This window comes from Sphingomonas sp. CL5.1 (assembly GCF_013344685.1).
Lineage (GTDB): Bacteria > Pseudomonadota > Alphaproteobacteria > Sphingomonadales > Sphingomonadaceae > Sphingomonas.
Map to the genome: position 1 here is coordinate 2,532,482 of NZ_CP050137.1, position 22,033 is coordinate 2,554,514.

A 22,033-nucleotide genomic window follows, 5' to 3' on the forward strand; every position below is an offset into this window, starting at 1 on the left:
GGCTCGTCTGGCGACCCTCGCTCTCCGTCGTCACGACAGGCTCCTGAGCAGCGCGGCACGCCAGTCGCCGGGATCACGCGCGCCGTGGAACTCTGCTTCGAGCCGGTCGATGAGTTCGGCCACGCTCGGCACATCATCAATGAGGCCCGTCGAATGGCCGCCGCTCCAGATGTTCTTCCACGCCTTGATTCCGGGCGGCAGGTCGGGGCGATGCAGCCCCTTGGGCGGCGGCAGATTATCCGGATCTAGTCCGTTCTCGATCATCGAGGGGCGCAGGAAGCTTGCCGGCATCCCGGCAATGGCGTCGGTGAACAGCACGTCGTCGCTGCGCGCCTTCACCAGCATCTGCTTGTGCGGATCGAAGGTGCCCGATTCCCGCGTGGCGATGAAGCGCGTGCCCATCACGACGATATCGGCGCCGAGCGCCAGCGCCGCGGCGATACCGTTGCCGTCGGCGATGCCGCCCGCGAGCATGATCGTGCCGCCGAAGATGCGGCGCACCTGCGGAAGGAACGCGAACGGGTTGAGCGTGCCGGCATGGCCGCCCGCGCCGCCCGTCACCAGCATCAGCCCGTCGACGCCTGCTGCGATCGCCTTCTCGGCGAAGCGCATCGTCGTCACATCGTGAAAGACGGTGCCGCCCCATTCGTGCGCCGCTTCGACCTCCGCCTTCGGATCGCCGAGATTGGTGAGGATCAGTGGCACGCGCGCCTGCTTGCAGATGGCGAGTCGCTCGGCGCGAACCCGCTGGTCGATCGCGGTCGAGGCGAGCAGGTTGACGCAGAATGGCGCGAAACGCTCGCCGCGGCCGAGGCTTTCGGCCTCGGCTTCGCGAATCGCCGCGAGCCATGATTCCAAACTGTGCGGCGCGCGCGGATTACCGCTGGGAAATGCGCCGATCACACCAGCGCGGCAGGAAGCGATCACCAGTTCGAGGCTGGAGCAGATCAGCATCGGCGCCTGCATCACCGGCAGTCGAAGTTGCGACCAATCGATGCTCACCTATCCTCCCGGTTGCCGAACGCCGTCAAAGCGGCTAGCGAGACACTCGTCATAGGTAACTAGGTGTGATAAGACCGTCCAGGGTTTTCGAAGGAGCGGGGACGAATGGCAATCAGGACACGGATCACGGAGCTTCTGGGTATAGAGCATCCGATCGTGCAAGGCGGGATGCAGGGCGTCGGCACGGCCGAGATGGCCTCCGCCGTTTCGAACGCGGGCGGCCTCGGTATCCTCACCGGCCTAACCCAGCCGACCCCGGCGGCGTTGCGCGACGAGATCGAGCGCTGTCGTTCGATGACCGCGAAGCCGTTCGGCGTGAACATGACGGTGTTCCCGACGATCAACTCGCCCGATTACAAGGCGTATGCGCAGGCGATCATCGACGGCGGCGTGAAGATCGTCGAGACGGCGGGCACACCTGCGGTGCGCGAGATCTGGGCGCAGCTCAAGCCACACGGCATCGTCATCCTGCACAAATGCACCGCCGTCCGCCACGCGCTTTCGGCTGAGCGGGCGGGGTGCGATGTCATCTCGATCGATGGCTTCGAATGCGCCGGCCATCCCGGTGAGGACGATATCCCTGGCCTCATCCTGATCCCGGCGGCGGCCGACAAGGTAAAGATCCCGATGCTGGCGAGCGGTGGCTTCGGCGACGGTCGCGGGCTGGCGGCGGCGCTCGCGTTGGGCGCGGACGGCATCAACATGGGCACGCGCTTTTGCGCGACGCAGGAGGCGCCGATCCATGCCAACGTGAAGCAGGCGTATATCGACAATGACGAGCGCGGCACCTTCCTGATCTTCCGCAGCTTCAAGAACACCGCGCGCGTCGGCAAGAACGCCGTGTCGGAGGAAGTGGTGCGCCGCCTTGCCGTTCCCGGCGCGAAATTCTCCGACGTGCAGGAACTGGTCGCCGGCACCGCCGGGCGTGAGCTGCTCAAGACCGGCGACCTGTCGAAGGGCGTGTTCTGGGCCAGCATGGTGCAGGGCCTGATCCACGACATCCCTACCTGTCAGGTGCTGATCGACCGGATCGTCGCCGAGGCTGAAACTATCATTCGTGGCCGGCTGACGAGCTTCCTCGTCTGATCGCCCTTTTTCGACATCCAGCAATTCAGGGAGCATCGAGCATGGAAATCAACAACGAAACCGCAGCCGTCGTCACCGGCGGCGCCTCCGGCCTCGGCGAGGCCAGCGCCCGCGCGCTCGCCGCCGCCGGCGTCAAGGTCGCGATCTTCGACCTCAACGAGGAAAAAGGCGCGGCGATCGCCCGGGAAATCGGCGGCCTGTTTTGCAACGTCAACATCACTAGCGAGGAAAGCGTCGTCGCCGGCTTCGAAAAGGCGCGTGCGGCGCATGGTCAGGAGCGGATTCTCGTCCATTGCGCGCAGGTGTCGCGCGGCGGCAAAACGGTCGGCAGGAACAAGGAAACCGGCGGCCTGAAACGGTTTTCGACCGAGGATTATGAATTCTCCGTCCTTGGTATTCTCGTAGCGAGCTATCGGCTCGCTTCGCTTTCGGCGATCGGCATGGCGAGCCTCGAGCCGCTGGAAGATGGTGAACGCGGTGTCATCACGCTGACAGCCTCGGCCGCCGCGCAGGATGCACAGGTCGGGCAGGTCGCTTATGGTTCGGCCAAGGCCGGCGTGAACGGTCTCGTCCTGCCGATGGCGCGTGATCTGATGGATCTGGGCATCCGCGTTAATTCGATCATGCCCGGCATATTCGCGACGCCGCCGATGCTCGGCGTGCCGCCCAAGGTGCTCGAAGTGCTGTCGGCCTCCGTTCCGTTCCCGAAGCGGCTCGGCAAGCCCAGCGAGTTCGGCAGTCTGGTCATGGAACTGGTGCGCAACAGCTATTTCAACGGCCAGAACCTGCGCCTCGACGGCGCGATCCGTATGCCGCCGCGCTGATCGACCGCGTAAACCGTCAGACATCGCCAGTGCCTTCGAGGATCCAGGATGAATTTCGATCTTTCCGACGAACAGAAGATGCTCGCCGAGCAGGCGCGTGGGTTGCTTGGCGAGCGGTCCACCCCAGATCACCTGCGGTCGCTGATCGAATCCGGTGCCGAATGGGATGAGCCGCTCTGGCGCGAGATCGCCGGGATGGGTTTCCTTGGCGCGGCTATTCCGGAGGAGTTCGGCGGTCTGGGCCTGACCGAACTCGATCTCGGCGTGATCAGCGAAGAGATGGGGCGCGCCAATGTCGCGCTGCCATTCTTCTCGTCGATCGTGCTCGCGGCCGATGCGATTCGGTTGACGGGCAGCGCGGCGCAGAAAGCGGCATGGTTACCGAAGCTGGCGAGCGGGGAGGCGGTCGGCACCTTCGCTTATGTCGAAGGCGCCGGCGGCTGGACCGGACCCGCGCTCAAAGCGACATTCGAAGGCGGCGCGCTGAACGGGGTCAAGACGCCGGTTGCGGACGCTGGCGTCGCCACCGTTGCGGTGGTGCTGGCGCGGGCGGAGGGCAAGCCCGCGCTGGTGCTGGTCAATCTCGATCAGCCGGGCGTGACCCGCACCAGGCTCGACAGCTTCGATCAGCTTCGTCCGCACTACGCGCTGACCTTCGCCAACGCTTCGGCCGAATTGCTGGCGGGGCAAGCGATCGAGGAGTTGTTCGACCGCGCCGTCGTGCAGGCGGCGTTCGAGGCGGTTGGGGGGGCGGACGCCTGCCTCACGATGGCGCGCGATTATGCGCTGGAGCGCGCGATGTTCGGTCGCCCGCTGGCAAGCTACCAGGCGATCAAGCACAAGCTTGCGGACATTGCGGTGGCGCTCGAACTGGCGCGATCCAATGCTTATTTCGGCGGTTGGGCGGCAGGCGAATCCCCTGACGATCTGCCTGCGGCAGCGGCGGCGGCCCGGCTGACCGCAATAAGCGCGTTCGAGCGCGCGGCGCGCGAAAACCTCCAGGTTCACGGCGGCATCGGCTACACTTGGGAAGCCAATTGCCACTTCTATTACCGACGCGAGCGCACGCTGGCGATCTCTCTCGGCAGTCGCGAGGCGTGGGCCGATCGTCTGATCGCGCATCTCCCCGGCACGCAGGCAAAGGCGGCTTGAACGATGGATTTCAACGATACGCCCGAAGAAGCAGCTTTCCGCGCCGAGGCGCGCGCATGGCTCGACGCGAGCGCGCCGGCGCATGAGGTTCCCGAAGGGGTCAAGCTGGACGACGCCGACGAAGTGAGGCGTGGCCGCGCGTGGCAGCGCGCGCTCTACGATGGCGGTTTTGCCGGAATCACCTTGCCCAAGGCCCTTGGTGGACGCGGTGGCACGGTAATCGAGGGCGTGGTCTTCGCTGAGGAGGAGGCGCGGCACCGGCTCCCCAAGGGTCCGTATATGGGCATCGGGCTGGGGATGGCGATCCCGGTGATCGGCAAACATGGCAATGATACGCAACGCGCGCGTTTCATCGATCGAACGCTGAAAGGCGAGCTGACCTGGTGTCAGCTATTTTCCGAGCCGTCTGCCGGCTCCGATCTCGCCAATCTGCGCTCCAAGGCCGTGCGCGACGGCGACGACTGGATCGTCAACGGCCAGAAGGTATGGTCGAGCTGGGCGCACGAAAGCGATTGGGGCATTCTGGTCGTGCGCACCGACCCGACCGTGCCGAAGCATAAGGGGCTGACGTTCTTCGTGGTCGACATGAAGACACCGGGTATCGAGGTTCGCCCGATCAAGCAGATTTCCGGCGCCTCCGATTTCAACGAGACGTTCCTGACCGATGTGCGCATCCCGGATGCCAACCGCATCGGCGCGGTCGGCGAGGGGTGGGCCTGCTGCATGACCGTGCTGATGGGCGAGCGGCTGGGCAGCGGCAGTTCGAAGAGCGGGATGATGCCGATTATCGAATATGCTGCCGCGACCCCGCGTGGCGCGGGCACCGCGCTCGACAACTCGGCGGTGCGTCTGGCGCTGGCGGAAGCGCTGGCGGAGGAGCGTGGCGGCAAATATTTCGAGGCGCGGCTGCGTACGATGGTGTCGCGTGGCGAAAATCCCGGCGCACTCGCCGGCATGGTTAAGCTCGCTTATGCCGGACGCCAGCAACGCGCGCTGGGCCTCGCGATGGAGATACGCGGCCCCGAGGCGCTGGCTCCCTCGGCCGGCGACGCCGCGACGCATGACCTTCAATACGATTATATCTGGTCCACGGTGATGCGGATCGCAGGCGGCGCCGATGAGGTGCTGAAGAACCAGATCGCCGAACGCGTGCTGGGCATGCCGGGCGATGTGCGCTTCGACAAGAATGTGCCGTTCGATCAGCTTTGAGACTGACCCCTTCTTCAAACGAAAGAGACGATCATGGCGACCAAGAGCGAAGACATCCTGCAAAGTGACGAGTGGAAGAAGGCCGTCGACTATGCGATCACGGATGAGGATATCGAGCGGCAGAAGAAGCTCGTCGGTTTCTACGAACCGGCCAAGACGCGCGAATATATCCAGACTGCGACGACCGATAACATCCGTAACTTCAGCCACGGCAACGGCGACGACAATCCGCTCTATTGCGAACCGGATTATGCGAGGACGACGCGCTGGGGCGGGGTGATCGCGCCGGGCATGATGGCCGGGATCATCAATGCGCCGATGATGGGCGATCCGATTCCCGACGAGATCAAGGCGCTCAGGAAGTCACTGTTCCGCGGCGTACACGTCTTCGTTTCCGGCTCGACCTGGGACTGGTATCGGCCGATCCATCCGGGCGATACGCTCTACAGCTACCACGGCGAGGAGAGCTGCGAAGTCAAACAGTCAGAATTCTCGGGTCGCTCGGTCATCAACGTCCGGCGCGACGTGAAGATCAACCAGCGCGGCGAGGTGGTCGCAGTCTATCGTATCCTGCGCGTGCTCACCGAACGCAAGACGGCCGCCAAGAAGGGGAAGTATGCCGCGATCGAGCCGGCGACCTACACCGACGAGCAGATTGCCGACATCGATGCTGTCTATGCCGATGAGAAGGTGCAAGGCGCGGCGCGGCGCGATTTCGCGAGCGTGCAAATCGGGGACTCGCTCGGCAAGATGGCCAAGGGGCCGCTCACCGTCACCGACGTGATCTGCTTCCACGCCGGCGGTTACGGTTTCGTGCCTTATGCGCCGACGGTCGGCCGGCTCGCGCACAAGAACCGCAAGCGGATCGCACCTTTCTACGTCAAGAACGAATATGGCATCCCCGATGTTGCGCAGCGGCTGCACTGGGATCCGAAATGGGCGCAGGCGATCGGCAACCCGATGGCCTATGATTACGGCGTGATGCGCGAGAATTATCTGTTCCATTATCTCAGCGACTGGGCCGGTGACGACGGCATCGTGCTCCACGTCCACGACGAGATCCGCAAGTTCAACTATATGGGCGACACGCAATTCGTGACCGGCGAGGTGATCGCCAAGCGCGAGGAGGGCGGCCAGAATCTCGTCGACGTCGCGGTCCGCTTCACCAACCAGCGCGGCGACGAGACGGTGCGCGCCACCGCGACGATCGCGCTGCCGTCCAGCGGCAAGCTGCCGCTCTATCCCGACGTGCCGCGCGATCTGCAGGAGCAGGCCGCGACGATGATGGCGCGGCATTGGGAATTACTGGCGGCATCGAAGCGCAAGTAACACCGGCGATGATCGGGCGCGCCCTTGTCGCGGCGCGCCCTTCATGCGCCCAATTTTATCGGACTCACGGAGCGGAAATCATGAGCGAAGCTGGCACGTACACGGTCGAGGACGGCATCGGGATCATCATGATCGACAGCCCGCCGGTGAACGCGCTTGGCTTCAAGACGCGTGTCGCGCTGGATGAGGGGTTCCGTAAATTCGCCGCCGACGACAGCGTCCAGGCGATCGTGCTGATTTGTGGCGGCCGCACTTTCTTCGCTGGCGCGGACATTTCCGAATTCGGAAAGCCGCCGCAGGGCCCGGGTCTCCACGAGGTGTTCAACATCATCGAAAATGGCGCGAAGCCGGTCGTCGCCGCGATCCACGGCACCGCTCTTGGCGGCGGCTATGAACTCGCGCTCATCTGCCATTATCGCATCGCGGTGCCGTCGGCCAAAGTGGGGCTGCCCGAAGTCAATCTCGGCTTGCTGCCGGGCGCGGGCGGCACGCAGCGGCTGCCGCGCATCGTTGGCGTAGAGAAGGCGCTGGAGATCGTGACTACAGGGGCGCCGGTTCCCGCGCGCAAGGCGCTGGACATGGGCATGATCGATGCGCTCGCCGAGGAAGACCGCCTAAAGGACGATGCCGTCGCCTTCGCCCGGACGATGCTGGACAAGCCATTGGTGCGCGTACGCGACCGGCAGGACAAGGTCGCGCCATCGCGCGGCCACCCGGAAATTTACGCCGATTTCCTGAAGAAGAACGCGCGCGCCTTCCGTGGCTTCAAGGCGCCATTCAACATCGTCAAGGCGATCGAGGCGTCGGCCGAGATCGAAGATTTCGACAAGGGCCTCGCGCGTGAGGCGGAGCTGTTCCAGGAACTCGTCGCCAGCACCGAATCCGCCGCGCAGCGTTATTATTTCTTCGCCGAGCGTGAGACATCGAAGGTGCCGGATGTCCCGGCCGCGACTCCGACGATCCCCGTGAAGACGGTCGGCGTGATCGGCGCTGGCACGATGGGCGGCGGCATCACCATGAACTTCCTCAACATCGGCGTGCCGGTGACGCTGGTGGAGATGAAGCAGGAGGCGCTCGATCGCGGCATCGCCGTCATCCGCAGGAATTACGAGAATACCGTCGCCAAGGGCCGCATGACCGCCGAGCAGGTCGAGCAGCGCATGGCGCTCATCACCCCCGCGCTGGGGCTCGACGCGCTCGCCGAGGCGGACCTGGTGATCGAGGCGGTGTTCGAGGAAATCGGCGTCAAGCAGCAGGTCTTCGGCCAACTCGACACGATCTGCAAACCGGGCGCCATTCTCGCGTCCAACACCTCGTTCCTCGATCTCGACGCTATCGCGGCGGCGACCTCGCGACCGGAATGGGTGATCGGCCTGCATTTCTTCTCGCCCGCCAATGTGATGCGGCTGCTGGAGGTGGTGCGCGGGGAGAAGACCGCGATTGAGGTGATCGCGACCGCAATGAAACTCGCGCGGCAGATCGGCAAGGTGCCGGTGCTCGCCGGGGTGTGCCACGGCTTCATCGCCAATCGCATCATGTCACCGCGCGGCCGGCAGGCCGATGCGCTGATCCTCGAGGGGCCGACCCCGGCTGAGGTCGACAAGGCGCTTTATGATTACGGGTTCGCGATGGGGCCGTTCCAGATGATCGACCTGGTCGGGCTGGACGTGATCGGCCGCGACGAAATCGAACGCAGCGTGCGCGGCGATCTCGTCAAGATCGATCGGCTCGGCCAGAAGAAGAATGGCGGCTATTATGATTATGACGAAAAGCGCAACGCCACGCCCTCGCCGGTCGCGGCTGAACTGATCGCTGATTTCGCCCGGTACAAGGGCATCAATTCGAGCGGATCGCTCCCGGCGGAGGAGATCGTTGCACGGTTGCTCTACCCTGTCGTCAACGAAGGCGCGAAAGTGCTGGAAGAAGGGATCGCGATCCGGGCCTCGGATATCGATGTGGCGGCGATCCTCGGTTACAACTGGCCGGTCTATACTGGGGGCCCGATGTTCTGGGCCGACACGATCGGCTTGCCTAAGATCATCGCCGGGTTGGAAGCGATCGGGATCGAGCCGGCTGCATTGCTCAGGACGATGGCGACCGAGGGCAAGACCTTCACGCGCGGTTGATCCGGGCCGGCTCCTTCGCACCATTCAAGGGGAAGTGCATGTCCGACGAGATGCTCGTACTGCGCGACGATGCCGGCGGCGTCGCCACGCTGACGCTCAACCGGCCCGAAAAGCGCAATGCGCTCAACGTGGATATGTTCGTGGCGCTCGACGCGCATCTGGCCGCGCTCGAACGCGAGATCGATAACGTGGGGGCGGTCGTGCTGCGCGCCAAGGGGCCGGTGTTCTCGGCGGGTGCGGATCTCGGCAAGCAGCAACGGGCACCGGCAAGGAACTTTCAGGCGAAGACGATCGAGCGGCTGGCGCAACTGCCGCAGCCGGTGATCGCGGCGGTGCACGGCCCGTGTTTCACGGGTGGCCTCGAGCTGGTGCTTGGCGCGGACATCATCTTCGCCGCCGAGTCCGCGCGGTTTGCGGATACACACGCAAAATGGGGCCTCGTTCCCGGCTGGGGAATGAGCCAGCGGCTGCCGCGCCGGGTCGGCACCTACAAGGCGCGGGAGATGATGTTCACCGCTCGCGAGATCGGTGGACGCATGGCGGAAAGGGTTGGCCTCGCCAATATCTGCGTCCCCGACGATGCGTTCGACGCCGAGCTGGCGGCGCTGCTAAACGATATCACCGCGCTTTCCTGGCACAGTCATCGCGGCAACAAGCGCCTTTTGACGGAAACGCAGGACCTCCCGCTCGCGCAGGGCCTTGCACATGAAAGCTATCGCAGTCCCGGGATCGCGCCTGATTTCGCCCAGCGTGTCGGCTCGACTTTCGGGCAACGATGAGCGGTTTGAGCCAGCGGCCGGTTGTGATCGTTCGCTATGACAGGCGGACGCGAACCGCCGCCGGAAGGAGAGTGAGTCCGTGTCGATCCTGACCTTTGCGCGCACCACCCCGGACAAACCGGCGATGATCGCCGCGGAAACCGGCGAGGCGCTCGATTTTGCCATGCTCAACGCGGATTCCATGCGGCTGGCGCGGGTGCTGCGGCGCTCGCTTGATGAAGGCGCACGTGTCGCGCTGCTGATGGAAAATGTCGCGGCCATCTATGTCGCGGCTTGGGCCTGCCGCCGGTCGGCGCTGCGCTTCGTGCCGGTCAACTGGCATCTCAGCCGGGATGAGGCGGCCTATATTCTCACCAACAGCGATGCCGAGGCGCTGATCGTCTCGCCCGGCCTCGCCGGACTCGCGCTCGATCTCGCGGCGGCGGTGCCGGGTCTCAAGCTGCCGTTCAGTTCCGGCGAAGCATTCGGCCCGTTCAGCAGCCTCGCCGCCGCGATCGATGCCGAGCCGACCGAACCGTTCGGCATCGAGACCGAGGGCAATTTCATGTTCTATTCCTCGGGTACGACGGGGCAGCCCAAGGGCATCCTGCGCACGCTGTCGGGTGATCCGTTCAATACGCCGCTGCGCATCGAGCAGATGATGGCGGGTCTGTTCGCCTTTGATGACGCCAGCGTGTTCTACTCGCCCGCACCGCTCTATCACGCCGCGCCGATGGGCTGGTCGATGGGTGCGCAGATGCTCGGCGGGACCGCGGTGGTGCCGCGCCGGTTCGATGCCGAAGCGACGCTCGCGCATATCGAGCGCTACCGTATCACGCACGCGCAATTCGTGCCGACGCATTTCGTGCGGATGCTGCAGCTGCCGCCCGCAACGCGCGCGAAATACGATCTGTCGAGCTTGCGAATGGTCGTCCACGCTGCGGCGCCATGTCCGATCGACGTCAAGGAACGGATGCTCGAATGGTTCGGTCCGCTCATCTACGAATATTACGGGCTGAGCGAAGGCGGCGGTTTCACGATCGTTCGCCCGGAGGAATGGATGGCGCGCAAGGGCACCGTCGGGCGCTCGGTGACAGGGCCGATCCATGTCGTCGACGATGCGGGCAACGAACTGCCGCCCGGCGAGGTCGGCCATCTGATGTTCGAGGCGCCGGAGATTTTCGAATATCACAAGGAACCGGCCAAGACCGCCGACTTTTTCGACGCGCGCGGCTGGTCGCGCCCCGGCGATATGGGGTGGATGGACGCGGACGGCTATCTCTTCCTCGCCGATCGTTCGAGCAACATGATCATCTCCGGCGGGGTCAATATCTACCCGCAGGAGGCGGAAGCGGTGCTGACGCTTCACCCCGCAATCCGCGACGTCGCGGTGATCGGAGTGCCCGACAAGGAATTTGGCGAGGCGGTCAAGGCGGTTGTCGAACTCAAGTCCGGATTGCGGCCAACCGATGCGCTGGGCAAGGAGATCATCGACTATTGCCACGCCCGGCTGTCGAGATTCAAATGCCCAAAAAGCGTCGATTTCATCGATGAACTGCCGCGTCTGCCAACCGGGAAGCTGCTGAAGCGGGAATTGCGCAAACATTATTGGGGGGAGGGGGCGAACCAGATCATCGCGTCATCTGGCTCGGTTTCGGAGGTGCGAGGATGAGCAGGGTCGATCGGAATGAATATGCAACCGGGCGCATAGTCATGCCGGTCGGGCGGACAGCGCGCTATTCCGGTGGGATCGCCATCCTGTGATCCGGCTGTCGGGAAGCAAAGGGATTTCGCTCGCGGCGGACGAGGCAGGCGCGCGCGACGCACCCGCCGTGCTGTTGCTGCACGGCGGCGGGCAAACCCGGCTAGCTGGGGGAGAGCCGTCGATGCGCTCGCGAAAGACGGTTTTCATGCGATCACGGTGGATCTGCGTGGACATGGCGACAGCGATTGGGCGGCCGACGGCGACTATTCGCTCGACGCGCTGGCGGCGGACGTCCGCGCGATTGCGGCCGCGCTTCCCAATCCGCCGGCCCTGATCGGCGCGTCGCTGGGCGGACTATCGGCGCTGCTCGCCGCCGGGGAAGCGCCGCCGGCTAGTTTTCGTGCGCTCGTTCTCGTCGATGTCGTGCCTCGAATCGAGATGGCGGGCGCGAACGAGATTCGCGATTTCATGACCGGCAATCCCGATGGCTTCGCGAGCCTTGACGAGGCGGCGGAGGCGGTCGCCCGCTATATCCCGCATCGCCCACGCCCGAAGGACACGAGCGGTCTCGCCAAGAATCTCCGCTTGCGTAAGGATGGCCGCTACCACTGGCATTGGGACCCGGCGATGATGGCAAGCCGTCGCGGCGAAATCCGCAGCGGCGAGCAGCATGAACGGTTGGAGGCCGCAGCGCGCGCGCTGACGATCCCGACGCTGCTGATCCGTGGCGGGCGAAGCCGTGTGGTGAGCATGGAGGGCGTCGCGGAATTCCGCCAGCTCGTCCCGCATGCTGAGTTCGTCAATATCGAGAGCGCCGATCATATGGTCGCGGGCGATGCCAATGATGCTTTCAATACGCCTCTGCTCGACTTTCTGGAACGAAGCCGATGAGACGCCGCGCGATAGCCGGTGCTGGTTTAAGAGATTGAGGAGAGCGTAAAGGTGACGGAATCCCCGCCTTCCCGCCGCAGCGAGCCTGATGCTGCCTGACGGCCGGTTCGAGTTATTGATATTGTATATTTGACACCATTGTTCCGAATCGACATGATAGTTCCATGTTAGACTCGGCACGCTATATGATCCAGCTTCTCGACGAGCTTGCGCGGATGCGTGGCCGCACGGCCGTCGCGTTTCGCGATATTCGTGTGATGCATGGATTCACCGAGATCGAAAATGTCGTGCTCACCGCCGTCACCGGCGCGAAAATTCCACCGACCGTGCCGCAGATCGGCCGCAGCCTCGATCATCCTCGTCAGGTGATTCAGCGCGCGGCCGACGCGCTTGTCGCGCGGGGCCTGATCGTGTGGCGCGACAATCCCGACCACAAGCGGGCACGGTTGCTCGTGGCGACCGAGGAGGGGGATCGGCTGCGCCACCTTGCCGACCTGGCCGGGCTGGAACGTGCCGGGCAGCTGGTCGGAACGCTCGACCCGGCGTTGGTGGCCACCACCGTCGCCGGGCTTCGTACTATTCGCGAGGCGATCGAGGAAAATATTCGCAGTTTCTGCGAGCGGACCCCTTCCGCCGAGCGGGAGGATACATGAGCGACATCGAAGGTCTTTATGACGCCATGCGACTGACCGCCTGGCTTGACGCCAATATCCCGCAGCTCGGTGACGGTCCGTTGGCGGTCGAAAAGGTTCATGGCGGCACCAGCAACGTGATCCTGTCGTTGAACCGCGGCGGTGACGAGACGATGCTGTTGCGACGCCCGCCGCCGGTCGCACCACCGGGATCGGAACGTAGCGCGCTGCGCGAGGCACGTGTCCTGACCGCACTCAACGGCACCCTGGTGCCGCATCCCTTTTGTTACGGCGTATGCGCCGATGACGGGGTAATCGGTCAGCCCTTCTATGTGATGGAATGGGTCAAGGGCTGGGCCGCCGAACTGCGCGACGAGCATATCCATCACCGTGCGCCGTTCGATGGGCCGCCGAGCGAATACGGCATCGCTTATGCGATGGTCGACGGGCTGATCGCGCTCGCCAATGTCGATTACAAGGCGGTCGGTCTTGATGATTTCGGCAAGCCCGACAATTTCCTGGAGCGGCAGGTCGATCGCTGGGAAAGGCAGCTCAACAGCTACGGAAAGCTGTATGGTTACGCGGGGCGACACATTCCGGGTTACGAACTGACCCGGGACTGGCTGCGCGCCAATGTGCCAGACAGCTTCAGGGCAGGAATCATCCATGGCGATGTCGGCACGCCCAACGCGCTGTTCACGTTCGACCGGCCGGCGCGTCTCGTCGCACTGATCGACTGGGAATTGTCGACGATCGGCGATCCGCTGCTCGACCTTGCGTGGTTCAGCAATTCGCTTCGGGACGAAACCGCGCCTGATGTTGTCCCTGCAAAGAGTCTCTATAATGCGCAGAACTGGCCGACGCGGCAGGAAATGATGCGTTATTATGCCGCGGGCACCGGCCGGGATATGAAGGACTTCGATTATTACGCCTTGCTCGCGATGTATAAGGGCGGATGCATCCTCGAATATAAGGTCGCGCAGTCTGCCGCAGGCATGCTTTCGAAGGAGACCGGCGTCTTCTTCTCACGCCTCGTGCTCGAAAACTTCCGCGCTGCCGCAAGCCTCATCAATCGTATCGGCTGATCCGTTTTCAAGGGGGATCTCCATGGACTTTACCATCGAACCACAATTCCAGGCCAAGCTCGACTGGATGCTCGATTTCGTGAAGAACGAATGCGAGCCGATCGATTTGCTCTTTCCGTATCATGGCGATCCCTACGACACCGGGAACGCGACCGCGCGCGCGGTGATTGCGCCGCTGCAGGAGCAGGTGAAGGCGCAAGGTCTGTGGGCGTGTCATCTCGATCCGCGTCTCGGCGGCAAGGGCTATGGCCAGATGAAGCTGGCTTATATGAACGAGATTATCGGCCGCTCTTATTGGGCGCCCACGATTTTTGGCACGGCGGCGCCCGATACCGGCAATGCCGAAATCCTCGCGATGTTCGGCACCGAAGAACAGAAGGCACGCTATCTGCAACCTTTGCTGGATGGGGATATCGTTTCGACTTTCTCGATGACCGAGCCGCAAGCCGGCGCCGATCCCAAGGAGTTCGTCTGTCGCGCCTGGCGCGAGGGCGGCGAATGGGTGATTGACGGCTACAAATGGTTTTCGTCGAACGCGCGTTACGCCGCTTTCCTGATCGTTATGGCGGTGACCGATCCTGAGGCACCGGCGCACCAGCGCATGTCGATGCTCATCGTCCCGGCCGATACGCCCGGGATCAAGATCGTCCGCAACGTCGGCGTGATCGGCGACGATATCGCCGACGATACCCGGGGCATTCACGGCTACATCCATTATGACAAGGTCCGCGTGCCGCTCGATGCGATGCTCGGCAGGCCGGGCGAGGGCTTTAAGGTCGCCCAGGCGCGGCTGGGCGGCGGGCGCGTACACCACGCGATGCGCACCGTCGGCAAATGTCAGCGCGCGTTCGAGATGATGCAGGAGCGTGTCGTCTCGCGTCGAACGCAAGGTAAATTGCTTGCCGATCACCAGTTCGTGCAAGGGATGATCGCGGATACCGCGATCGAGATCGAGCAGTTCCGTCTGTTGGTGCTCAAGACGGCATGGGTGATCGATACCGAACCGCATGGCGTCGCCCGCACGCTGATCGCGATGTGTAAGGTGCAGATGGCGAAAATCTATCACGATGTCGTCCAGCGCGCGATCCAGATTCACGGCAGCTATGGCGTGACCAACGAGACGCCGCTCGCCGATATGTGGATGAGCCTGCCCAGTCTCGCGCTCGCCGATGGCCCGACCGAGGTTCACAAGGTGCAGGTTGCCAAGGCTTTCACGCGCAACGCCAGGCCGTCCACCGGCCTGTTCCCGAGCGAGCATATCCCCGATCGGCTGGCGGCGGCGCGCGCCAGATATGCCGATATTCTGGACAAGCTTTCCGCGCGCGAGGCGGCCGAATGATAGATCCGCTGTTCGATCTCACCGGGAAGGTCGCGCTCGTCACCGGCGGCAGCCGTGGCCTCGGGCTGGAGATGGTGCGCGCCTTTGCGGCGCATGGCGCCGATGTCATTATCGCCAGCCGCAAGATCGACAATTGCGAGGCGGCGGCGGAAGAGGTGCGCGCGATGGGCCGCCGCGCCCTCGCGGTGGCCGCGCATGTCGGCAAGTGGGACGAGATCGATCGCCTGATCGACACGGTTTATGCGGCATTCGGTCGCGTCGACATCCTCGTCAACAACGCCGGCATGGGACCGCGCATGCCCAGCCATGACGTGCCCGAGCAATTGTTCGACAGCGTGCTCAACCTAAATTTCAAGGGGCCGTTCCGCCTTGCCAGCCAGATCGCGAAAAGGATGCGCGACGGCGAAGGCGGCGCGATCATCAACGTCTCCTCGACTGGCGGCGCGATGCCCATGCCGGAGATCATACCCTATGGATCGGCCAAGGCGGCGCTCAACGCGATGACATTGTCCTTTGCGCACGAATATGGACCAAAGGTGCGCGTCAACACGCTGTCGGCGGGGCCGTTCCTCACCGACATTGCCAGAAGCTGGAGCGAGGAAGCGCGCCAGAAATCCCGCAATGCGCTTGGCCGGCCCGGCCAGCCGGAGGAAGTCGTCACCTCGGCACTGTTTCTCGCCAGCCCGGCGTCCAGCTACGTCACCGGCACGCTGCTGCGTTGCGACGGCGGAACTTGGTAACAATCTTCAGACACGACGCCGAACCGACAGGCTAGATTGGAACGACATCGCTATCTAGGTAATCGTAGTGTAATCGGGCGCACGGCATCGGTCCGGATTCTGATTCTTCCGGTTCGTGCCTGGATTCGACATGGGGAGAGGAAGGCGATGACGACCTTGGAGGGTGCCGATCATACATTGATCGAGGCGTTTCTCGATGGCGTATCGCACCATCCTGAGGCCGAACTGGTCGTGCATTCCGCGATACGTCCCGCGACGAGCCGGCTTGCGGACGTGGTTGCGCGCGGCACCCGGTTCGCGGCCGGGCTTCGGGCGCGCGGCATCGGTCCGGGTGATATCGTCGCGGTACAATTGCCGGCATGGAGCGAATGGCTCGTCGCATGCGTCGGCATCGCGCATGTTGGCGCCGTGATGCTGCCGATCGTCTCGATCTACGGCGCGAAGGAGATGGGCTTCATCCTGCGGCAGTCGGGCGCGAAGCTGCTCGTTACACCTGATCGCTGGCGCAACGTCCAATATGGCGAGGTGCTGGCGGCTTGTGGTGAGCTGCCCGCGCTGTCCACTCATGTCGTGATCGGCGACGACGTGCCCGTCAGGGCGATCGGCTGGGATGAGATGCTCGCCCACGAAGATGGCGCGCTGCCCGCCGCCTGTAGTCCCGATGATCTGGCGATGCTGGTCTATACCTCTGGCACCACAGCCGATCCCAAGGGCGTGTGCCATTCCAGCCGCACGTTGCTGTCCGAAATGGCGGCGGTGTCGCACGCGCGACGCCGGATCATCGAGACCAGCTTCTCGCCCTGGCCGCCGGGGCATGTCGCGGGTGCTTGCACCATGATGCGCTATCTGGTGCAGGGCAGGAAGCTGGTTCTGATGGATCAATGGGATGCCGCCGATGCGGCAATGCTGATCGAGCAGCACCGGATCAGCGCATCATCGTTCACGCCTTTCCACCTGAATGGTATATTGGACGCGGCCGATCGTGATGGACGCGATTTATCGAGCCTTGTGAGTTGCCTGGTCGGTGCGGCGCCGGTCCCGCCGACGCTGATCGAACGTTGTGCCGCGCGCGGGCTGGCCACGTTCCGCAGCTACGGTTCGAGCGAACACCCGACCGTCACCACCGGCGATCCGGATGACGCTATGGCCAAGCGCCTCACGACCGAGGGTCGGTTGATGGTCGGTTCCGAAATGCGCTTCGTTGATGATGACGGCAACGAGGTGCCGGCTGGGATGGACGGCGAGATCGTCACACGCGGACCCGAATTGTTCACCGGTTATTTTGATGCGCGTCTCAACGCCGCCGCCCTGCTTCCCGGTGGCTGGTACCGCACCGGGGACATCGGGCATTGTGACGCCGATGGCTTTCTGGTCATCTCGGATCGCAAGAAGGACATCATCATCCGTGGCGGCGAGAATATTTCGTCGCGCGAGGTGGAGGATATTCTGCTTGGCGATCCAATGATCGCGGATGCGGCGGTGGTTGCTTTCCCCGATGAGCGGATGGGCGAGATCGTCTGCGCCTATGTGATCGCGCGCGCTGGCGCGGACGTGACGCTTGAAAGCGTGCGCGCATTTTTCGCCACATCCGGGGTGGCGAAGCAGAAGACGCCCGAACGCGTCGTTTGCATCAGCGAGTTGCCGCGCAACAGCACGGGTAAGATACTGAAGCACGAATTACGCGCTCGTGCGCGTGCCGAGGCTCGAGAAATTGCAGCCTGAACCTATTTGATCGCCAGTACCCGATCATCGACCGGCGAGCCGCTCGCGGCCGGATTCAGATCATTGCGATGAGGCATGGCAATTGCGATCGCACCGAAAGACTCGTCGCGTGTGGCGCGCAGCCGTTCGCGGCGCAAGGCGATGGGCGGCGCCATAACACTAGCGAAATGGCGGTGCTCAAGGAGCGAGCCAATTACGAAGCAGCAGGCTGAAACGGCGCGCGGCCAGCATTGCTATCTCCGGGTCGCGATCCAGCACCGCGTCGATGAGCTGGAGGTGATGCTTGCTGTACTGGGCAATGCGCTCGGGCAGATGGACTAACGGCGAGTCCGGTGCCTGGAAGGCGTAACGTACCTGTATCCGCAACATGAATTCCAGAAACGGGTTGCGCACGAGGCTGAACAAGCAATCCCGCAACTCGAAATCGAATTCTTCCACGGCGTGTTCGTCGGCCAGACCCTCCAGCAGTCGCGCGCGCAGGGTTGCGAGCCAGCCCCGGCCTTCGGCGAGGTCAGAGATTGCTGCGCTGCGGACCAGTTCGACGTGGAGTGCGTTCATCGCCGCAAAGAGATCGGCGCGCGATCCTGCCCTCGTCTGCAGATAGGCGGCAGCGGCATCCGCTGCGGCATTCATGTCCGATCGTACACCGTAATAGCCGCCACCGACACCGCGCTTCACCTTCAGAAGGCGCTGCTCTTCAAGGAGGCGAGCGGCTTGTCGCAGAGTGTGCCGACCGGTCTCCAGCTGCTGGGCCAACTCATCCTCGGATCCGAGATGGGCCCCTTCGGGCTGGTTGAGAATATGAGCGCGCAAGCGATCGGCGACGATGCGTGCACCCGAGCGACGGAGTTCGGGGTAGGTGCTCGACGTTTTCACCGCTGACATTTTCCACCTTGGACGATCACTCGTGCTGGTGCTCGGGCAGCGACGCTGCTGACCAGCCAATTTCGTAATATAGCGTGCAGAATATAGCTTCAATATATGGAAATCAGCAAATTCCTGCGATCAAACATTGAAAGAGCGCTCTCAATTAGGCATTGAACCCGATGAGCGTTGCCGGACTCGCGGACGGGACTCCGCTGCAGGATACGGATCGCAGCTAGATGCAAGGGGAGGAATCCATGTCTTACCGGTCGACAATACTGTTCGCTTCGCTGGGCCTTCTCGTCGGCGTTGGCGGCATCGCCGCCAGCAGCGCGGGCCAGCCGCGGACGACACTTCCCGCCAACCCGAAATGCGACGTCAAGGAGATCAGTGCCCCAGAGGGAACGACAATCACCGGGGTCAAGTGGTTCGACGCGCCGGTCGGCTATTGCCGTATCGATGGTTATGTCACGACGACTAATCCTGGGCCGAACCGGGTGAACTTCATGGTGGCGCTGCCACAGCGGCACAATGGCCGCTATGTATTCACTGTACAGGGCGGCGCCGCTGGCTTCGTGCCGGATCCGAGCGATGTCAATTTGCAGCGCGGCTATGCGATCGCATCGACGGACAAGGGTGTGCGGGTCGCGCATGGCCTCGACTTTTCGTTTCGCAAGGACCCGGTCCAAGCGCTGGATTGGGGCGGTCGCGGCGTCCATGTTGCGGCAATCGCCACCCAGGCGCTGACGCGCGGCTATTACGGCGAGGAGAAGTTCCATCGCTACGCAACCGGCTGCTCCGGTGGCGGCGACGGCACGCTGACCGCAGCCGAGGTCTATCCCTCCGATTTCGACGGATATGTCGGGGGCGCGATGACCACCGCACCGCTGGAGATTACTCACATCTGGGGCGCAATCGCGCAGCGGTTGAGCAGGGACCCGTCGAGCTGGATATCGCCTGAGGAATACAAGCACATCGACCAGGTCTTGCTCGCCGAATATGACGCGGCTGACGGCGCGAAGGACGGTCTGATCTGGCGACCGGAAGCAATCGTCCTGCATCGCGCTTCATTCCCGTTTCTTAGCGATGCGCAATTCGGCACGTTGCAGTTCATCCGAGACGGCCTGAAGCCTGAGCTCGGCACCTGGTATCCCGGCTATTGGTTCGCCAACACCTCAGCCTTCCCCGGCTTCCTCACCGGTATGACGAGGCCACCGTGGACCAGGCCGGAGCAATATCCGGCCGGCTTCATGGTCACCGATACCAGCGCCAAGGCGCTGAACGGGGCCAACTACAGCGTTCTCGCCGATCTGGATTACGGCAACCGCAGCGCGCTCGTCGCCGACCGCGTGGCGCAAGAGGCAGCTGGTCGTCATCGGTTCAACCCCGCCAATCTCGCGGGCCTGCGCAAAAGTGGCGGCAAGCTGATCCTCTGGGCGGGCATGGCGGATCAGGCGGTGCCCCCGGCCAATGTGAAAAGCTATAGCGACGAAGCCACCAGGATTTTCGGTAAGGCTGGCGAGGCGCGGTTCGTCCGCACCTTCTTCGTGCCCGGCCTGCACCATTGCTCGGGCGGCGTCGGCGCGCCGACGGACGCGCCCGATCAACTGCTGGAAGCGATGGCGAACTGGGTCGAAAAGGGCCAGGCACCGGAGACGGTGGTCGTCGGCAATCCCGAACGTAAAGCGGCTGATCCGCGGCAGGCCATGGCACCCAACACCGCCGTTATTGGCGCGCCGACGCGCACTTACCGGCTCTGTGCGTATCCGAAGAAGTCGACCTTTGTAGGCGGCGCGAACAATGCGAGGAAACTTGACGTCAACGATGCTCGCAACTGGCGATGCGAAACGTGATCCGCGGTCAGTCCGCACTGCTGCTGGCGGCTGGCGGTGTCGCCGCCGCAGTCGGCTCGTCAACCCTGGCGCAGGTCGCAGCCGCGACCTGGCTCACCTTGCACGGTACCGTGCCGGCGCAGACAAGCGTCGTTGCCAAGGTCGACTACGCAACGACAATCAATACGGAGGCCTGCCAGTTCGACGATAGTGTCACCGGCATGCGGATCGCGTCGCACCAGATCCAGATCGTTCAGCCGCAGCGCGCCGGGACCACCTATCGCCTCGCCGTGCCGATGTCCCCGCCACGGAGCGACGCCGCCTGTCGATGGGTTCCCGCCACCATCTATCTGTGCGTCGGCGCCGAGGGCAGCGAACCGGACAATTGCACGACGCTCTATGTCGCTAGCCGCGCGCCTGTGTCGCCGCCCGCTGCGGCCACACTGATTTGCGCTGCCGGACATTGTCACGTCGAACCCGAGAGTGGCGAGCCGCTGCGTCAGCTGACCCTTGAGCCACATGATGTCGCTTTGGACATTGTAGTTCGCCCGTGATGCTGCAGCTTACCTTGGATTAAAGTGATCTGCGCGGGCAGCAACGCGACGCGCGTTCGCCGGACGAGCTGAAGCTCGGCCTGAGTATTGCGCTGGAGAGGGACGTTGCGCGGCGCGGACGAACCGGCCGTCGGCACGTTCCGTCCAGGCAGCAAGACACGGCTTCCTATCGGCGATTCGCTCAACGCCGATACGATGGCTGGCCATAGGGGCGCCCCTTATCCTATGATTGCTCATCTTATTGTCGGACCGGTTCGGGCGTCGGCTCGGCCAGCATTGGTGAGTAGGCGACATATTGCGACCGATACGAGCGGAGCCGGTGAAGAAGGCCACGACCATCAGCTATCGGATCAGCGTTATCGGGCGGCTCCAGCGGACGCGCTTCGACGCGCGCGCGCGTAGCCTCGGTATCACAAGGGCTCAGTGGCGTGCGATCTACGCGATCAGTGGCAACGAGGGGTCATCGCAGCGGCGCATTTCCGAGCTGATCAAGGTAGGTGACGTGACAGCGGGCCGGCTGATCGACCGGCTGGTGGACAATGGCTGGGTCGAGCGTCGCGCAGATATCGCCGATCGTCGCACCCATCGCCTCTATCTGACCCCATTGGCGGGGCCCGTGCTCGAGAAGCTGGCCGAACTTGGTGCCGACGAAGACAGAATCGCGCTAGACGGCGTTGATCCGGCGGCGCTGGAGACCGCGCTTGCTGTGCTGGATCGCGTCATCGCCAATATCGAGTCGGCACCGGCACTGGCGGAGGTCGATCCCGTCGACGAAACGAGCGTCTGCGATAGCTGATCGGCGAACTAACGCTGGTCGTCGGCCCGGCGGCGTGCGCCGGGCCAGCGATGCTCAGTGAAGTTTGGAAACTTCCGCCTTGGTTAGCGATGTTGAGGCGCCATCCTGTGATGTCACGATCTTGTCGGCGGGAATCGTCACGAACTTCGAGTCGAAGATGATTTGAACCGAACCGTCGGCGTTGACGCGGTCGATCGTGCCGAGCCGGATCGACTTGGCGTCACGCAATGTCGCGCCGCGCTTCAGTGCGACCGTCGCGGCGGGAGAGGTGCCAGTCGCCTCAGGCGCGGCGGAAAGCGGGCCGGCGGTGAGCACGGCAGCGGCGAGGGCAATGACAATGCGCATTGGGTGGCTCCATTTGCTGCGAACAGAAGGGTTGAAAGCAAT

Annotated in this window: 21 protein-coding genes; 17 read left to right on the forward strand and 4 right to left on the reverse strand. The window is 63.6% G+C overall.

Going from position 1 to position 22,033, the window contains the following annotated elements:
• Positions 1–30: 30 nt before the first annotated feature.
• Positions 31–1,002: a nitronate monooxygenase family protein gene (locus F9288_RS12260; protein WP_174837052.1), complete on the reverse strand. Its 972-nt coding sequence runs from the start codon at positions 1,000–1,002 to the stop codon at positions 31–33.
• A 105-nt stretch (positions 1,003–1,107) separates the two neighbouring features.
• Here F9288_RS12260 and F9288_RS12265 point away from each other — a divergent pair, with 105 nt between their 5' ends.
• The 14 genes from F9288_RS12265 to F9288_RS12330 all read left to right on the forward strand — a co-directional run bounded on the left by F9288_RS12265 (position 1,108) and on the right by F9288_RS12330 (position 17,600).
• Positions 1,108–2,088 (forward strand): nitronate monooxygenase family protein, encoded by a 981-nt coding sequence (locus F9288_RS12265; RefSeq protein WP_174837053.1) that lies wholly within the window; start codon positions 1,108–1,110, stop codon positions 2,086–2,088.
• A 41-nt stretch (positions 2,089–2,129) separates the two neighbouring features.
• Positions 2,130–2,912: an SDR family oxidoreductase gene (locus F9288_RS12270; protein WP_174837054.1), complete on the forward strand. Its 783-nt coding sequence runs from the start codon at positions 2,130–2,132 to the stop codon at positions 2,910–2,912.
• Between the two features lie 48 nt (positions 2,913–2,960).
• Positions 2,961–4,064: an acyl-CoA dehydrogenase family protein gene (locus tag F9288_RS12275; protein WP_174837055.1), complete on the forward strand. Its 1,104-nt coding sequence runs from the start codon at positions 2,961–2,963 to the stop codon at positions 4,062–4,064.
• A 3-nt stretch (positions 4,065–4,067) separates the two neighbouring features.
• On the forward strand, positions 4,068–5,273 hold the full coding sequence (locus tag F9288_RS12280) for an acyl-CoA dehydrogenase family protein (RefSeq protein ID WP_174837056.1): 1,206 nt from the start codon (positions 4,068–4,070) through the stop codon (positions 5,271–5,273).
• Between the two features lie 33 nt (positions 5,274–5,306).
• Positions 5,307–6,602 carry a MaoC family dehydratase N-terminal domain-containing protein gene (locus tag F9288_RS12285; protein ID WP_174837057.1) on the forward strand — a complete coding sequence of 432 codons (1,296 nt, stop codon included), beginning with the start codon at positions 5,307–5,309 and terminating at the stop codon, positions 6,600–6,602.
• A gap of 80 nt (positions 6,603–6,682) precedes the next feature.
• On the forward strand, positions 6,683–8,728 hold the full coding sequence (locus tag F9288_RS12290) for a 3-hydroxyacyl-CoA dehydrogenase NAD-binding domain-containing protein (RefSeq protein WP_174837058.1): 2,046 nt from the start codon (positions 6,683–6,685) through the stop codon (positions 8,726–8,728).
• A gap of 38 nt (positions 8,729–8,766) precedes the next feature.
• On the forward strand, positions 8,767–9,507 hold the full coding sequence (locus F9288_RS12295) for an enoyl-CoA hydratase/isomerase family protein (protein ID WP_174837059.1): 741 nt from the start codon (positions 8,767–8,769) through the stop codon (positions 9,505–9,507).
• A 79-nt stretch (positions 9,508–9,586) separates the two neighbouring features.
• Entirely contained in the window at positions 9,587–11,158 is a 1,572-nt protein-coding gene (locus tag F9288_RS12300) for an AMP-binding protein (protein ID WP_254620861.1), read from the forward strand.
• Between the two features lie 243 nt (positions 11,159–11,401).
• The gene (locus tag F9288_RS12305) at positions 11,402–12,082 is read left to right on the forward strand and encodes an alpha/beta fold hydrolase (RefSeq protein ID WP_368076236.1); all 681 of its coding nucleotides are present in this window, start codon (positions 11,402–11,404) and stop codon (positions 12,080–12,082) included.
• Positions 12,083–12,267: 185 nt separating this feature from the next.
• Positions 12,268–12,735, forward strand: a complete 468-nt coding sequence (locus F9288_RS12310; RefSeq protein WP_174837060.1) for a MarR family winged helix-turn-helix transcriptional regulator — start codon at positions 12,268–12,270, stop codon at positions 12,733–12,735.
• Positions 12,732–13,799 (forward strand): phosphotransferase family protein, encoded by a 1,068-nt coding sequence (locus tag F9288_RS12315; protein ID WP_174837061.1) that lies wholly within the window; start codon positions 12,732–12,734, stop codon positions 13,797–13,799. The genes F9288_RS12310 and F9288_RS12315 overlap by 4 nt, the downstream gene beginning before the upstream one ends.
• Positions 13,800–13,821: 22 nt before the next feature.
• Positions 13,822–15,138 carry an acyl-CoA dehydrogenase family protein gene (locus tag F9288_RS12320; RefSeq protein WP_174837062.1) on the forward strand — a complete coding sequence of 439 codons (1,317 nt, stop codon included), beginning with the start codon at positions 13,822–13,824 and terminating at the stop codon, positions 15,136–15,138.
• Complete coding sequence (locus tag F9288_RS12325; protein ID WP_174837063.1) at positions 15,135–15,878, forward strand: SDR family NAD(P)-dependent oxidoreductase; 744 nt, start codon at positions 15,135–15,137, stop codon at positions 15,876–15,878. Before F9288_RS12320 ends, F9288_RS12325 begins: the two co-directional genes overlap by 4 nt.
• Before the next feature lie 147 nt (positions 15,879–16,025).
• Positions 16,026–17,600, forward strand: a complete 1,575-nt coding sequence (locus F9288_RS12330; RefSeq protein ID WP_174837064.1) for an AMP-binding protein — start codon at positions 16,026–16,028, stop codon at positions 17,598–17,600.
• 2 nt (positions 17,601–17,602) lie between these two features.
• Here the strand turns inward: F9288_RS12330 and F9288_RS12335 are convergent, their stop codons facing one another.
• Together F9288_RS12335 and F9288_RS12340 are read right to left on the reverse strand one after the other, a co-directional pair.
• Entirely contained in the window at positions 17,603–17,755 is a 153-nt protein-coding gene (locus F9288_RS12335; RefSeq protein ID WP_174837065.1) for a hypothetical protein, read from the reverse strand.
• A gap of 22 nt (positions 17,756–17,777) precedes the next feature.
• On the reverse strand, positions 17,778–18,485 hold the full coding sequence (locus tag F9288_RS12340) for a FadR/GntR family transcriptional regulator (RefSeq protein ID WP_174837066.1): 708 nt from the start codon (positions 18,483–18,485) through the stop codon (positions 17,778–17,780).
• Positions 18,486–18,721: 236 nt separating this feature from the next.
• On the opposite strand from F9288_RS12340, the gene F9288_RS12345 reads away from it, so the two are divergent.
• From F9288_RS12345 to F9288_RS12355, 3 genes are all read left to right on the forward strand, one after another.
• Positions 18,722–20,317 carry a tannase/feruloyl esterase family alpha/beta hydrolase gene (locus tag F9288_RS12345; RefSeq protein WP_174837067.1) on the forward strand — a complete coding sequence of 532 codons (1,596 nt, stop codon included), beginning with the start codon at positions 18,722–18,724 and terminating at the stop codon, positions 20,315–20,317.
• Positions 20,305–20,850, forward strand: a complete 546-nt coding sequence (locus tag F9288_RS12350; protein WP_174837068.1) for a hypothetical protein — start codon at positions 20,305–20,307, stop codon at positions 20,848–20,850. The genes F9288_RS12345 and F9288_RS12350 overlap by 13 nt, the downstream gene beginning before the upstream one ends.
• 319 nt (positions 20,851–21,169) lie before the next feature.
• Positions 21,170–21,646 carry a MarR family winged helix-turn-helix transcriptional regulator gene (locus F9288_RS12355; RefSeq protein WP_174837069.1) on the forward strand — a complete coding sequence of 159 codons (477 nt, stop codon included), beginning with the start codon at positions 21,170–21,172 and terminating at the stop codon, positions 21,644–21,646.
• A 54-nt stretch (positions 21,647–21,700) separates the two neighbouring features.
• Here the strand turns inward: F9288_RS12355 and F9288_RS12360 are convergent, their stop codons facing one another.
• Entirely contained in the window at positions 21,701–21,991 is a 291-nt protein-coding gene (locus F9288_RS12360; RefSeq protein ID WP_174837070.1) for a hypothetical protein, read from the reverse strand.
• Positions 21,992–22,033: the final 42 nt, after the last annotated feature.